At 66.8% G+C, this 12,950-nt stretch carries 10 protein-coding genes; 2 read left to right on the top strand and 8 right to left on the bottom strand.

Going from position 1 to position 12,950, the window contains the following annotated elements; genetic code table 11:
- The first annotated feature begins 1 nt into the window (after window position 1).
- Window positions 2–1,312, top strand: a complete 1,311-nt coding sequence (locus tag EYE40_RS07205; protein ID WP_130981313.1) for an MATE family efflux transporter — start codon at window positions 2–4, stop codon at window positions 1,310–1,312.
- Window positions 1,313–1,392: 80 nt separating this feature from the next.
- Entirely contained in the window at window positions 1,393–3,339 is a 1,947-nt protein-coding gene (acs, locus tag EYE40_RS07200) for an acetate--CoA ligase (protein ID WP_130981312.1), read from the top strand.
- On the opposite strand, the gene EYE40_RS07195 is transcribed toward acs, so the two are convergent.
- The 8 genes from EYE40_RS07195 to EYE40_RS07160 all read right to left on the bottom strand — a co-directional run bounded on the left by EYE40_RS07195 (window position 3,336) and on the right by EYE40_RS07160 (window position 12,919).
- Window positions 3,336–3,821, bottom strand: a complete 486-nt coding sequence (locus EYE40_RS07195; RefSeq protein WP_161972360.1) for a GyrI-like domain-containing protein — start codon at window positions 3,819–3,821, stop codon at window positions 3,336–3,338. The genes acs and EYE40_RS07195 overlap by 4 nt on opposite strands.
- Window positions 3,814–6,150: an ATP-binding cassette domain-containing protein gene (locus tag EYE40_RS07190; protein WP_130981310.1), complete on the bottom strand. Its 2,337-nt coding sequence runs from the start codon at window positions 6,148–6,150 to the stop codon at window positions 3,814–3,816. The genes EYE40_RS07195 and EYE40_RS07190 overlap by 8 nt, the downstream gene beginning before the upstream one ends.
- A 43-nt stretch (window positions 6,151–6,193) precedes the next feature.
- The gene (locus EYE40_RS07185) at window positions 6,194–7,165 is read right to left on the bottom strand and encodes an acetylxylan esterase (protein ID WP_130981309.1); all 972 of its coding nucleotides are present in this window, start codon (window positions 7,163–7,165) and stop codon (window positions 6,194–6,196) included.
- A 9-nt stretch (window positions 7,166–7,174) separates the two neighbouring features.
- Entirely contained in the window at window positions 7,175–8,026 is an 852-nt protein-coding gene (locus EYE40_RS07180; RefSeq protein WP_130981308.1) for a carbohydrate ABC transporter permease, read from the bottom strand.
- Window positions 8,016–8,948: a carbohydrate ABC transporter permease gene (locus tag EYE40_RS07175; protein ID WP_240034747.1), complete on the bottom strand. Its 933-nt coding sequence runs from the start codon at window positions 8,946–8,948 to the stop codon at window positions 8,016–8,018. The genes EYE40_RS07180 and EYE40_RS07175 overlap by 11 nt, the downstream gene beginning before the upstream one ends.
- A 24-nt stretch (window positions 8,949–8,972) precedes the next feature.
- A complete protein-coding gene (locus EYE40_RS07170; protein ID WP_240034746.1) occupies window positions 8,973–10,139 on the bottom strand; it encodes an ABC transporter substrate-binding protein in 1,167 nt (388 codons plus the stop codon).
- Between the two features lie 117 nt (window positions 10,140–10,256).
- On the bottom strand, window positions 10,257–11,864 hold the full coding sequence (locus EYE40_RS07165; protein WP_193554490.1) for an FAD-dependent oxidoreductase: 1,608 nt from the start codon (window positions 11,862–11,864) through the stop codon (window positions 10,257–10,259).
- The gene (locus EYE40_RS07160) at window positions 11,861–12,919 is read right to left on the bottom strand and encodes a LacI family DNA-binding transcriptional regulator (RefSeq protein WP_130981306.1); all 1,059 of its coding nucleotides are present in this window, start codon (window positions 12,917–12,919) and stop codon (window positions 11,861–11,863) included. Before EYE40_RS07160 ends, EYE40_RS07165 begins: the two co-directional genes overlap by 4 nt.
- Window positions 12,920–12,950: the final 31 nt, after the last annotated feature.

Below are 12,950 nucleotides of genomic sequence, written 5' to 3'. Positions count from 1 at the left end.
CATGTCGAAATCAGGCCGTAGGCCCAACCCCCTCGACGCCGAGATCCTCCGCCTCGCCGTCCCCACTCTCGCCGCGCTCGTCGCCGAACCCCTCTTCCTCATCGTCGACACGGCGCTCATCGGTCACCTCGGTAGCGCGCCGCTCGCGGGGCTCGGCATCGCGAGCGTCATCCTGCAGACCGCAGTCGGACTGCTCGTTTTCCTCGCCTACGCGACCACACCCGCAGTGGCCCGGCTGCTGGGCTCGGGCGATGAACGCGGCGCAGTTCGGGCTGGCATCGACGGACTCTGGCTTGCCGCGGGGGTCGGCGCCCTCCTCTTGATAAGCGGGCTGCTCGGTGCCTCCGCCGCCGTCGACGCGTTCGGTGCGCGAGAGGATGTCACTGCCGCCGCCACCACCTACCTCACGATCTCCCTCTGGGGTCTGCCCGCCATGCTCCTCGTGCTGGCGGCCACCGGGCTCATGCGCGGACTGCAGGACACCCGCACCCCGCTGCTGATCGTCGGGGTCGGGTTCGCCGCAAACGCCGTGCTCAATGCCGTCTTCATCTACGGCTTCGGCTGGGGCATCGCGGGATCCGCACTGGGGACCGTCGTTGCCCAGTGGGGCATGGCGCTGTGGTTCGTGGCGAGTGTGGTGCGGGCGGCGCGAGCCGTGGGCGCGGAGCTGCGACCCGGATTCGCGGGGGTGACGCTCGCCGCGTCATCCGGTGGCTGGTTGCTCGTGCGCACCGTCTCCCTGCGCGCCGCCATGCTCGCGACAGTGCTCGCCGGAAGTGCGCTCGGCGTGATCCAGCTCGCCGCGCTCAACGTCGCCCTCGCCGTATTCTCGCTGCTCGCTTTTGTTCTCGACGCCCTCGCCATCGCCGGGCAGGCGATGATCGGCCACTCGCTCGGAGCCGGCGACAGGCAGCGCGTGCGGCTCGTGGAGCGCCGCCTGGTGCGCTTCGGTCTGCTTGCGGGTGTGGCGATCGGCCTGATCATCGCCGCACTCTCGCCGGTGCTCGGGTTCGTATTCACGGATGACGCGGCGGTACGAGAAGCGCTCGTGCCTGTCACCCTGCTCATGGCTGTCGGCGTGCCACTCGCCGGCTATGTGTTCGTGCTCGACGGGGTGCTGATCGGCGCGGGCGACGGCCGTTATCTCGCCCTCGCGGGCGTGATCGTGCTGCTCGTCTACCTGCCCCTGCTCTGGATCGGCGCCAGCGCGGGCAACCTGCTCGGACTCTGGGCCGCGTTCGGTCTCGGCTACATCTCGGCCCGAGCGCTCAGCCTCGGCCTGCGGGTGCGCGGCGAGGCCTGGCTGCGCTGAGCCGCGCATCCTGCGCTGACGTTACGCGGCGTTTCGCTGCGTGACTCGGGATGTCCCCGCTCGCGCTACCGTCGAAGGACATGTCTGAAGAGATAAGCAACCTGCTGACCGAGCTTCGCCGCTACCCCGCACCCGACGACTTCGCCGCACAGGCCAACGTCACGTCGGGGGACCAGCCGGAGGACGTGGTCGCGTTCTGGGAGACCCAGGCGAAGCGCCTCGATTGGGCCGAACCATGGACCAGCGCGCACGAGTGGACGCCGACCGATGGCGAGAGCATCCCGGTCGCCACCTGGTTCGCGGGCGGAAAACTCAACGTCGCCGTCAACTGCGTCGACCGCCACGTGGACGCGGGGCGCGGTGACACCGTCGCGTTCCACTTCGAGGGCGAGCCCGGCGACCGCCGCACGCTCACCTACGCGGACCTGCAGCGCGAGGTCGCCAAGGCGGCCAACGCGCTCGAGGCGCTGGGCATCGTCGAGGGTGACCGAGTGGTCGTCTACCTGCCGGTCATCCCGGAGACCGTGATCATCACGCTCGCGATCGCGCGCATCGGGGCCATCCACTCGCTCGTGTTCGGCGGCTTCTCGGCGGAGGCGCTGCGTTTCCGCGTCGAAGATACCGGCGCGAAGCTGCTCGTCACCACCGACGGGCAGTACCGCCGGGGGAGCGCCGTGCCGGTCAAGGCCGCGGCGGACGAGGCCGTTGCGGGCGTGGCATCCATCGAGCACGTGCTCGTTGTGAAGCGCACCGGTGACGACGTGCCGTTCACCGAGGGCCGCGACGTCTGGTGGCATGACGTTGTCGACAACGCACCCGACACCCACGAACCGAAATACTTCGACGCCGAGACCCCGCTGTTCATCATCTACACGAGCGGAACCACCGGCAAGCCGAAGGGACTCGTGCACACCAGCGGCGGGTATCTCACCCACGCATCGTGGAGCCACTGGGCCGTCTTCGACGCGAAACCAGATGACGTGTACTGGTGCACCGCCGACCTCGCCTGGGTCACCGCGCACTCGTACGTGCTCTACGGTCCGCTCTCCAACGGCACCACCTCAGTGATCTACGAGGGCACACCGAACACCCCGACGCGCGATCGCCACTTCGAGATCATCGAGCGCTACGGCGTGACGACCTACTACACGGCGCCCACGCTGATCCGCACGTTCATGACCTGGTTTCCCGACGGCCCGCCCGCGCAGCACGACCTCTCCAGCCTGCGCCTGCTCGGCTCGGTTGGTGAGGCGATCAACCCGGAAGCGTGGGTCTGGTTCCACGAGAGAATCGGCGGCGGGCGGTCGCCCATAGTCGACACCTGGTGGCAGTCCGAGACGGGTGCTGCGGTCATGGCGCCGCTGCCGGGCGTCTCCACCCTGAAGCCAGGGTCGTCGTTGCGCGCACTGCCCGGCCTGCGCGCGCTTGTCGTCGATGGCGAGGGGATCGAGGTGCCGCACGGCTCGGGCGGACTCCTGGTGCTCGCCGGCACCTGGCCGGGCATGGCCCGCACCGTGTGGGGTAACCCCGCGCGGTATCGCGACTCGTACTGGGCGCGTTTCGCCGAGCAGGGGTACTTCTTCTCGGGCGACGGCGCCAAATACGACGGCGACGGAGACGTGTGGCTGCTCGGGCGCGTGGATGACGTGATCAACGTCTCGGGTCACCGCCTCTCCACCATCGAGATCGAGTCAGCCCTCGTCTCGCATCCCACGGTAGGAGAAGCCGGTGTCGTCGGGGTCGCGGATCCGGTGACTGGTGAGGCGATCGCCGCCTTCGTCATCGGGGGAGGACAAGACGTCGATGTCGCCGCCCTCAAAGCGCACGTGCGCTCGGTGATCGGCCCGGTAGCCGTGCCGCGCGAGATCCACGTCGTGCCCGACCTGCCGAAGACCCGCAGCGGAAAGATCATGCGTCGCCTGCTCGCCGACATCGTCGACGGCCGCCTGCTCGGCGACACCACCTCGCTTCAGGACGAGACGGTGCCGCACACGATCAAGGAGATCGTGGCAACGACCAGAAGTTAGCGCGTCTTGATGGCGATCTCGACAACCTCGGGATTCTCGCCGGGACCGGTGTGGTACCGCTCGATGCGGCTCACAAAAGCGTGCCCCTCGGCGGTGTCCGCCGCGTCCCATTCCACGCCGCGTTCTTTGGCCCAGCCGACGAGCACCGCGGTTGCGTCGAAGACCTCGTCGACGGTGCCGGTGAGTGTGGTCGTGCCATAGTCGCCGGCGGGAAGAACCCCAGCGACAACGCGATCGTCGCCCTCGACGGCCGATTCGGTCACTACACAGAACACCATGCTGAGCACGCCGGCCATGTCGATGACGTCGTACTTGATGAACTCGAGACCCGGTTGCACGCCGTGATCCTTCGCCCACGCGGCGAGCTCGTCGAAGTGCTTCGGAGTCTCCGTGCCGAAGTCGGCGATAGCGACCTTGGCGGCGATGCCGACGTAGTGCTCGGACTCGCGGTGCGCGACGACAGGGAGGGTGAGGTCAGCCATTGACATACTCCTTCAGGTGTTTTCCGGTGAGGGTCGACGCGTCGGCGACGATGTCGGCGGGTGTTCCCTCGAAAATGACCCGGCCGCCATCCTGACCCGCGCCGGGTCCGATGTCGATGATCCAGTCGGCGTGGGCCATCACCGCCTGGTGGTGTTCGATCACGATGACGGTTTTGCCCGCCTCGACGAGCCGGTCGAACAGGGCGAGCATGTGCTCCACATCGGCAAGGTGCAGGCCGGTGGTCGGCTCGTCGAGCACGTACACGCCACCCTTCTCGCCCATGTGGATGGCGAGTTTGAGGCGCTGCCGCTCCCCGCCGGAGAGTGTCGTGAGGGGTTGTCCGAGGGAGATGTAGCCGAGCCCGACGTCATCCATTCGCTCGAGAATCGCGTGTGCCGGACCGGACCCGAAGAATTCGCGGGCTTCGGCCACGGGCATGGCCAGTACCTCGGCGATGTTCTTGCCGTTGAGTTTGTATTCGAGCACTGCGGCCTGGAATCGTTTTCCCTCGCAGACCTCGCAGACGGTGGCGACGCCGGCCATCATGGCCAGGTCGGTATAGATGACGCCGTTGCCGTTGCAATTCGGGCACGCGCCCTCGGAGTTCGCGGAGAACAGGGCGGGTTTGACGCCGTTGGTCTTCGCGAAGGCGCTGCGGATCGGGTCGAGCAAGCCGGTGTAGGTGGCCGGGTTGCTACGGCGCGACCCGCGGATGGCGGACTGGTCGACCCGCACCACATTCTCGCCCTTGGGGATCGAACCGTGGATGAGCGAGCTCTTGCCCGATCCCGCGACACCGGTGATGACGGTCATGATGCCCAATGGGATGTCCACGTCGACATTCTTGAGGTTGTGACGCGTCGCCCCGCGGATCTCGAGCGCGCCCTTCGGCTGCCGGGTGGACGGCTTCACCGCGACCCGGAAGTCGAGGTGACGACCGGTGAGGGTATCGCTCGCGCGCAGGTCGCCGATGGTGCCCTCGAACTGGATCTCGCCGCCGGCGCTGCCCGCTCGCGGCCCGAGGTCCACAACGTGGTCGGCTATCGCGATCATCTCGGGCTTGTGCTCCACGACGAGCACGGTGTTGCCCTTGTCGCGCAGGCGGATCAGCAGTTCGTTCATGTTCTGGATGTCGTGCGGATGCAGCCCGATGCTCGGCTCGTCGAACACGTACGTCACGTCGGTGAGCGAGGAACCGAGGTGGCGGATCATCTTGGTCCGCTGCGCCTCGCCGCCGGACAGTGTGCCGGCGGGCCGCTCGAGCGAGAGGTAGCCGAGCCCGATCTGCACGAACGAGTCGAGGGTGTCCTGCAGCGTGGACAGCAGCGGCGCGACCGACGGTTCACTCAGTCCGCGCACCCATTCGGCGAGGTCGCTGATCTGCATCGAGCACGCGTCGGCGATGTTGACGCCGCCGATTCGGGATGCTCGTGCCCCCTCGTTCAACCGCGTGCCGCCGCAGTCCGGGCACGCCGTGAACGTCACGGCCCGCTCGATGAACGCGCGGATGTGCGGCTGCACCGAGTCCTTGTCCTTGCCGAGGATGCTCGCCTGAACCTTGGGCACCAGCCCCTGGTAGGTCATGTTGAAGTCGCGCATCTTGACCTTGACCGGCTCCTTGTAGAGGAAGTCGGCCATCTGCTGCTCGGTGAAGTCCTTGATCGGCACGTCGCCCGGAACCATGCCCGACTCAGTGAAGCCGCGCACCATCCAGCCGTCGGCGCTGTAGCCCGGGATGGTGATCGCGCCGTCGTTCAGGGTCTTCGTGCGGTCGAAGAGCTCGTCGAGGTCGATGTCCGTGACGTGACCGAGGCCCTCGCAGCGCGGGCACATGCCGCCGGTGATCTGGAACTCGCGGCTCTCGCTGTCGGGCGAGCTGCCGCGGTCGATGCTGACGGCACTTGCGCCGGTCACCGAGGCGACGTTGAAGGAGAATGCCTGCGAGGAGCCGACGTGCGGCTCGCCCAGTCGGCTGAACAGGATGCGCAGCATCGCGTTCGCGTCGGTCGCCGTGCCGACGGTCGAGCGCGAGTTGGCACCCATGCGCTCCTGGTCGACGATGATCGCCGTGGTGAGTCCGCTCAGCAGGTCGACGTCGGGGCGGCCGAGGTTCGGCATAAAGCCCTGCACGAACGAGCTGTAGGTTTCGTTGATCAGCCGCTGCGATTCCGCCGCGATCGTGCCGAACACGAGCGAGGACTTACCCGATCCGCTCACTCCGGTGAAGACGGTGAGACGGCGCTTCGGGATGTCGACCGAGACATCCTTCAGGTTGTTCTCGCGAGCCCCCTGCACCCGGATGATGTCGTGCGTGTCCGCGTTGTGCATAAAAGGCTCCGCCCGCTCGAGTCCATTGTGGACGGTGTTTACTTTAGCGGGTACGTGCGACAACCTCTCCGATGAATTCGAGCGCGAGCGCCTGGTCGAAGGTTCCGCCGCCCTCGTGCGCGTTGAATGGCCACACCTCGATGTGCTTCTCGCCGGTGAGGTTGTGGAACGCGCCGAACACTGTCGACGGCGGGCAGGTGGGGTCCATGAGCGCTGCCGAGAACCAGGCGGGCGCGGTGACCCGGCGGGCGAAGTTGACCCCGTCGAAGTACCGGAGCACGTCGAACACGCGCGCCGTGGAATCCCGATGCACCGCGAGATAGCGCCCGAGCTCCTTGTATGGCTCGTTGTCGGTGACGACGGCCGCTCTCGGCAGATCGCAGAGGAACGGCACGAAGGCGACGAGCGCCGCGACATCCGGAACCAGCGCGGCGGCCGCGAGGGCAATGCCCCCGCCCTGGCTGCCGCCGAGAACCGAGACCCGGGATGCGTCGATCGAGTCGAGAGACCGCGCTGCCTCGATCGCCCGCACGGCGTCGGTGAACACCCGCCGGTAATAGTAGGTCTCGCGGCTATCGATGCCGCGGGTGAGGAAGCCGGGGGACTGCGGCCCCGAACCTTCGGGATCGGCCGTCGCGCCGAGCGTCCAGCCGGAGCCCTGCCCTCGGGTGTCCATCTGGAAGTGTGCGTAGCCGGCGGATGCCCACAGCAGGTCTTCGAGGGCGTGCCCGCGTCCGCCGCCGTAGCCCACGAACTGCACGATCGCGGGCAGCGGCCCGGTCGCGCTGGCGGGTACCCGCAGCCACGCCTTGACCGGTTGACCGCCGTAGCCGTTGAAGGTCACGTCGAACACGTCTATGGTGCTGAGACCGGCGTCGACCGGTTCGACGACAAGGCCGAGGTCGAAGGCGCGCGTCGCGGCGAGGGTCGCGTCCCAGAACGCGTCGAAGTCCTCGGGGTCGGTCACGGCGCTGCGGTACTCCCGCAACTGGGGCTCGGGGAGATCGGTGAACATCCCGCGAACCTATCCCTTGAGGCCGGTTTGCGCGAGTCCTTCGACGAACTGTTTCTGGGCGACGACGAACACGACGAGAACCGGGAGCGCCGTCATGGTGGCCGCGGCCAGCTGCACGTTCCAGAGTTGGCCGCCGTAGGCATCCGTATATCTGGTCAATGCCTGCGGCAGGGTGAACAGCTCGGGCGACTGCAGGTAGACGGTCGGCTCGAGGTACAGGTTCCAGATGTGCAGGAAGGTGAAGATCGAGACGGCGGCGAGGGCGCTCGTGGCGAGCGGCATGGCGATGCGCCACCAGATCGCGAGGCGGCCGAGACCGTCGAGGCGCGCGGCCTCCTCGAGCTCGACCGGCAGCGTCAGGAAGAACTGCCGCATGATGAACGTCGCGAGCACACTCGGCGCCCCAAAGGTCGACACGAGGATGATCGGCCAGTGGGTGTCGATGAGTCCCAGCCGGTTGAAGATCTGGAACATCGGCACGATCGTGACCTCGCTCGGAATGAGCAGTCCGACCAGCACGATCATGAACAGCAGGTTCTGGCCGCGGAACTTAATACGCGCAAACGCGTAGCCGGCCAGCGAGGCGACAGCCATCGTCCCCACCGTGACGATGAGCGAGATGTACAGCGAGTTGAAGTACTGCCGCGCGAATGGTTGCAGCTCGAAGGCCTTCACGTACGCGTCGAAGCTCGGATTCTCCGGCCACAGGGTGGGCGGGAAAGCGAAGATCTCGCTGATCGGCTTGAGGGATGACGTGAACATCCACCAGGTCGGGAACACGAAGGGAATCGCCATAACGCTGAGCGCCGCAAAGAACAGGATGCGGCGACCGAGCGCGGCGTTGCCGGTCTTAGTTCTCATAGAACACCCACTTCTTGCGGAGCTGCCACTGAACGATGGTCAGGATCAGCACGATGATGAAGAGCACCAGCGACAGCACCGAGCCGTAGCCGAACTGCCCGAACAGGAACGCCTGCTGGAACAGGTAGTAGATGAGCACGGTCGTCGAGATGCCCGGCCCACCCTGGGTGAGCACCGCGATCTGCGCGAAGACCTGTAGTGAGCCGACGATCGTGATGATGAAGGTCAGCAGGATGGTCGGCGAGATCATCGGAATAGTGATGTAGCGGAAGACCGTCCGCGGGTTGGCGCCGTCGACGCGGGCGGCCTCCTGCAGCTCCTGCGGCACGCCCTGCAGCGCGGCGAGGAAGAGCACCATGTTGAGGCCGACGTTCTTGAACACCTGCACGATCACGACACTCGCCATCGCGGTCGGTCCCTCGCGCAGCCAGTTCGGCCCCTCGATGCCGATGACCTGCAGCATGCCGTTGATGCCGCCGTTGTCCTGGAAGAGGAAGCCCCAGACGATCGTCCATGCGACAAGCGAGACGACGACGGGGGAGAAGAAGAGGGTGCGGAAGAAGGTCACTCCGCGCATGGTGCGGTTGAGTAGAACGGCCAGCAGCAGTGCCAGCGTGATGTTGGCGATCACGAGCGAGATCGAGAAGACCGCCGTCGACTGCATCACCGGTGCGATGTTCTTGTCGGTGAGGAAGCGCTCGAAGTTTTCGGCGCCGACGAAGGTGAAGGTGCCCGCGAGCACGTTCCACTCGTGGAACGAGAAGTACACGACCAGGGCGAGCGGCACGATCACAAATGCGAGAATGCCGAGCACCTGCGGCGCGATGAACAGGTAGCCCGTCACCGCATCCCGCTGCTGCAGCGTCAGGCGACGGCGCTTGGGGGTACCGTCGGGGAGGGCCGAGGCCCTCCCCGATTGCACTGTGGAACGAAGTGACACGTGTTCCTACTTCTCCAGGAGGGGATCGATGGCGGTGCATACGTCCGCCAGGACCGCAGGGATGTCCGCATCCGCTGTCCAGATCGCATCCAGTGCGGCGCGAACCGTCTGGCCGATCTCTGCGGAGTCGGTGTGGCTCGGGCGCGTTACGCCAGTGGCGATGCCCGGAACGACGACGTCCTCGATCTGCTCGGCGGAGAGCACCGGGTTCGCCGCTGCCAGCGTGTCAGAGTTAAGCTGCGAGTCACGGGCCGGCGGGAACCACTGCGCGAGCCGCTCCGAGTTCTCCGGGTTGGAGAAGAACGCGAGGAATTGGGCCGCCACTTCGGCGTTCTTGCCCTGCTTCATCACGCCGATGCCGGCTTGGCCGACCATCGAGTACTCACCCTCCGGTCCCTCGGGCAGGGGCAGCAGGTTCCACGTGTAGCCACCCTCGGCGAGCAGCGATGCACGCGAGATCTGGGTCACGGTGAAGGCAGCTTCGCCGGCGAAGAAGTCGGCGGTGGTGCCCGGACCGGGCATCGACTTCTGCTCGAAGGCGGCCGTGTGCAGGAACTCGAACGCATCCGCCATCTCGGTGGAGTCGAACTCGCAGGTGGCGCCATCCTCACTCCACGGCTTCGCGCCCCAGCCCATCCAGACAGAAGCCAGGTTGTCCCAGGTCGTGTAGTCGAAGTCCCGGATGACGAAACCGGCCTTTCCTGTCTTGGCGTTGACGGTCGCGCCCGCCTCGGCCACCGCTTCCCAGTCCCATCCGGACGCCTTGATCTCGGCGGAGGACGGCAGTCCGGCCTCGGCGAGCAGGTCATCGTTGGCGAACACCACGAACGGCGAGGTGGAGAAGGGGTAGGCGATGAGCTTGTCGTCTTTGACCCACAGGGCGGTAGCCGCGTCGTTCAGGTCGTCGAACTCGTAGCCCTCCGTGCCCTCGAGCGTCTCCTCGATGTCGGCGAGTGCGCCTGAGCTCACGAAGTCGGGCGCCGCGTTCTCGAGGATCCAGGCCAGGTCGGGCGCCTTTCCTCCCGCGATCTGCGTGGTGAGGGTAGTGGTGTAGTCCTCGAAGGGCAGCGGATCGAAGGTGATCGACTTCACCTCCGGGTGCTCGGCGATGTACTCGTCGGCGATCGTGTCGAACAGGGCCAACTGGTCTTCGTTGGCCGTCCAGACCGTCATACGCAGTTCGACGTTTTCAGGTGCGGGGGCCGAACAGCCGGCCAGGACCAGGGAAGCAGAAGCTAGCAGTCCAGCCGCGGTCAGCAACTTTGCTGATCTCATGGTGTTTCTCCTCGTTCAGTATCCGGTGACGTCGGGCCAGTGCAGCTCGACGCCCCGGGTGATTAGCAGGGATTGGAACTCCTCGAGAAGCTGAGGAGAGTGGCGGACCGTGCGGGGATCAACCGCACGATCCAGACAGAAGGCCGCTAGCCAGCCCGCCGTCTCGCCGACACTCCACTCCACAGGGTGGAGCCGGAAGGCCCCGTTGGTGATGTGGGTGGTGCCAACGTTCTTACCCGCGGGAAGCAGGTTGTCCAGGCGAACCGGGATCAGTGCTCCGAGCGGAATCTCAAACGGCGCCGAGGCGACGTCGATGTAGTTGTCCCCGTGGGTCGAGGGGTGCAAGTCGATGCGATACATGCCGACCCCCACCGAGTCGGGGAAGGTCGAGGGTCCGGCGTGGCCGCGCACGGCTATCGAGAGATCGCCCTCGACCACGGTGTACTCCGCGCGGATGCGGCGTGACTCGCGAATGTAGGGTGCCTGCGCCAGTCCATCGGTCGTGCCGGTGATGTCGCCACGCAGCCGGAGTCCGGGCCAGCCCTTGCCGCCGTCAGGGCGGGGAGCCTCCGTCTGAAGCCAATAGAACATCGAGTAGCTGAGCTGGCGCGACGCCTCGAGGTGCGCTGCGGCATCCGGAGTATCGATGATGGAGCCGCCCAGGTAGTCGATCATCGGCCAGTTCACGAGCACGAGGTCGCTTTGCAGGTGACCGGGCTCGAGCATCTTCTTCGAGAGGATGCGGCGGAAGATCCACAGCTCGTCATCGCCCCCGCCGGCCCGCTGGTCCGCGAGGGTGCTGAACGGGTCATCGTCGATGGTGGGGGTGAAGGTACGGGTGACGATCTCGAGGGTGCGCGGGTGCGGGGCGGTGAGGCTCAGCATCGGGGCACCCCAGTAGTCGGGCTGGAAGGTCTTCCAGTAGTTGTAGTCGCGGGGCTTCTCGATCGTGTTGTCCTCGCCCGCGATGTGGTCGACGACGAAGCACCAGGAGAAGGCCTGAAGATTCTCGGGGTCCGCGTGCTCGGGAGCGCTCGGCTCGCCGGTCTCGTCGCGTCCCTCGGTGCCGCTGACGTACTCGGCGCCGGTCAGCGGCAGCAGCTCGCCGGTCTCGGTCGCGTCGAGCACGTAGCCCGCGGTCACCGTGATGCGCTCGCCGCTGTTCACGTTCTCGAGGGTCACCGAGCGCACGATGGTGTCCACGGTGTCGGCCCCAGCGGCAATATACGGCTGCAGAAGCGTGAGCGCGCCGGACGAGAGGAACGGCGCGAGCATCCCGTCGATCACGGCGACGGCAACGCGCGGCTCGGCGCACATGCGGCTGACCAACCCACCGCCCGGGTTGAGGTCGCGCTGGGCGCGGGCCTGGGCGGTGAGCGGGTAGTGGTCCCGGTAGTAGTCGCGAATCCCGTCGCGCAGCTCGCGGTAGTTCGCCGTAACGCCGAACTGCTCCACCCAGGTGTGCTCGTCGAGCGGCACGGCCTGGCTGGTGAGCTGTCCGCCCAACCAGGCGTACTGCTCGCTGAGGATGACGCGTCGACCGGAGCGAAGCGCCGCGACTGCCGCGGCAACACCGCCCAGCCCCCCGCCGACGATGAGGATTTCGGTTTTCAGTTCGGTCACAGTGCGCCCCCGGAGCGTGGTGCGGCGAGAGTGTCGCCGTCGATGATGACGCAGTCCAGCAGTTGCTGGCGCGGAAGTTCCTCGGCCCCGCGCGAGCCGTTCATGAGCTGGTCGAGCAGGGCGACGGCCCGTGAACCCAGCTCGGGGCGTGGCGCGCTCAGCCGGGTGTACTCGGGCGCGTGTTCGCTGGGCCGGGTGCGTTCACCCAGCACCACAACCGACAGCTGGTTCGGGATGTCGATCCCACTCGCAATGGCCAGGTCGCAGATGACCTGGGCGTGAGACGGGTCCTCGATGAAGAGCACGGTGGGGGAGGTTGCGACGATGGCCGCCCAAACGGACGGCAGGTCGGTTCCGTCGGAGGCCGCGGACTCCAGGGTGACCCCGGCACCGTCGAGCACGGAGCTCAGGCCGAGCTTGCGATCCCGGGTCGATTCGGCGTCGAACGGCAGGTGCAGGTAGTAGAAGTCACGGTGGCCGGCCTCGAGCGCCTTGGTGGCGAGTGTCGCGGTGGCCGCGATGTAGTCGACACCGACGAAGGGGATGCGCCCCTCGGCGCCATCCCGACGTCCGATCGCGACAAAGGGGTACTCGCTGTCGACCAGGCGCACGAGTTCGGCGGTATCCATCTCGCGACCGAGAAGGAGGCAGCCGTCGGCGAGGCGCAGGCGGTTCTTCTCGTGGAAGATCTGGCGGCGACCGGCGACGACCGGGGCGCTCGTGAACATCAGCAGGTCGACGCCGATGCCCTCGGCGGCGCTCTCGATGCCCATCAGCAGGGGAGTGTAGAAGTCCGAGCTCTCGTTCGGGAAAGCGTGCTCGTAGGTGAAGATGCCGACCAGATTGTTGCCGATGCCGGCGAGGCTGCGTGCTGCGGGATCCGCGACGTAGGTCGTCTCGCGGATGACCTCGAGCACTCGCTGCCGGGTGGACTCTGGGATGCGAGTGGAGGAGTCGGCTTTGCCGTTGAGCACGAGCGACACGGTCGCCTGGCTCACGCCGGCCAGCTCAGCGATGGTGCGCTGGGTGACTCGTTGCGACTTCTGAAGCGCCATTGCGTCGGTCTCTTTCTCGGCGGTGAGAGTC

It is taken from the genome of Glaciihabitans arcticus, assembly GCF_004310685.1.
GTDB classification, from domain to species: domain Bacteria; phylum Actinomycetota; class Actinomycetes; order Actinomycetales; family Microbacteriaceae; genus Conyzicola; species Conyzicola arctica.
Note: the sequence above shows the minus strand (reverse complement) of the source record. Positions and strands in the feature narration are given on the sequence as shown.

What these genes read in the sequence shown, in the direction of transcription:
- EYE40_RS07205 (WP_130981313.1), top strand. Translation starts at nt 2, where the DNA reads ATGTCGAAATCAGGCCGTAGGCCCAACCCCCTCGACGCCGAGATCCTC.
- acs (WP_130981312.1), top strand. Translation starts at nt 1,393, where the DNA reads ATGTCTGAAGAGATAAGCAACCTGCTGACCGAGCTTCGCCGCTACCCC.
- EYE40_RS07195 (WP_161972360.1), bottom strand. Translation starts at nt 3,821, where the DNA reads ATGGCTGACCTCACCCTCCCTGTCGTCGCGCACCGCGAGTCCGAGCAC.
- EYE40_RS07190 (WP_130981310.1), bottom strand. Translation starts at nt 6,150, where the DNA reads ATGCACAACGCGGACACGCACGACATCATCCGGGTGCAGGGGGCTCGC.
- EYE40_RS07185 (WP_130981309.1), bottom strand. Translation starts at nt 7,165, where the DNA reads ATGTTCACCGATCTCCCCGAGCCCCAGTTGCGGGAGTACCGCAGCGCC.
- EYE40_RS07180 (WP_130981308.1), bottom strand. Translation starts at nt 8,026, where the DNA reads ATGAGAACTAAGACCGGCAACGCCGCGCTCGGTCGCCGCATCCTGTTC.
- EYE40_RS07170 (WP_240034746.1), bottom strand. Translation starts at nt 10,139, where the DNA reads ATGACGGTCTGGACGGCCAACGAAGACCAGTTGGCCCTGTTCGACACG.
- EYE40_RS07160 (WP_130981306.1), bottom strand. Translation starts at nt 12,919, where the DNA reads ATGGCGCTTCAGAAGTCGCAACGAGTCACCCAGCGCACCATCGCTGAG.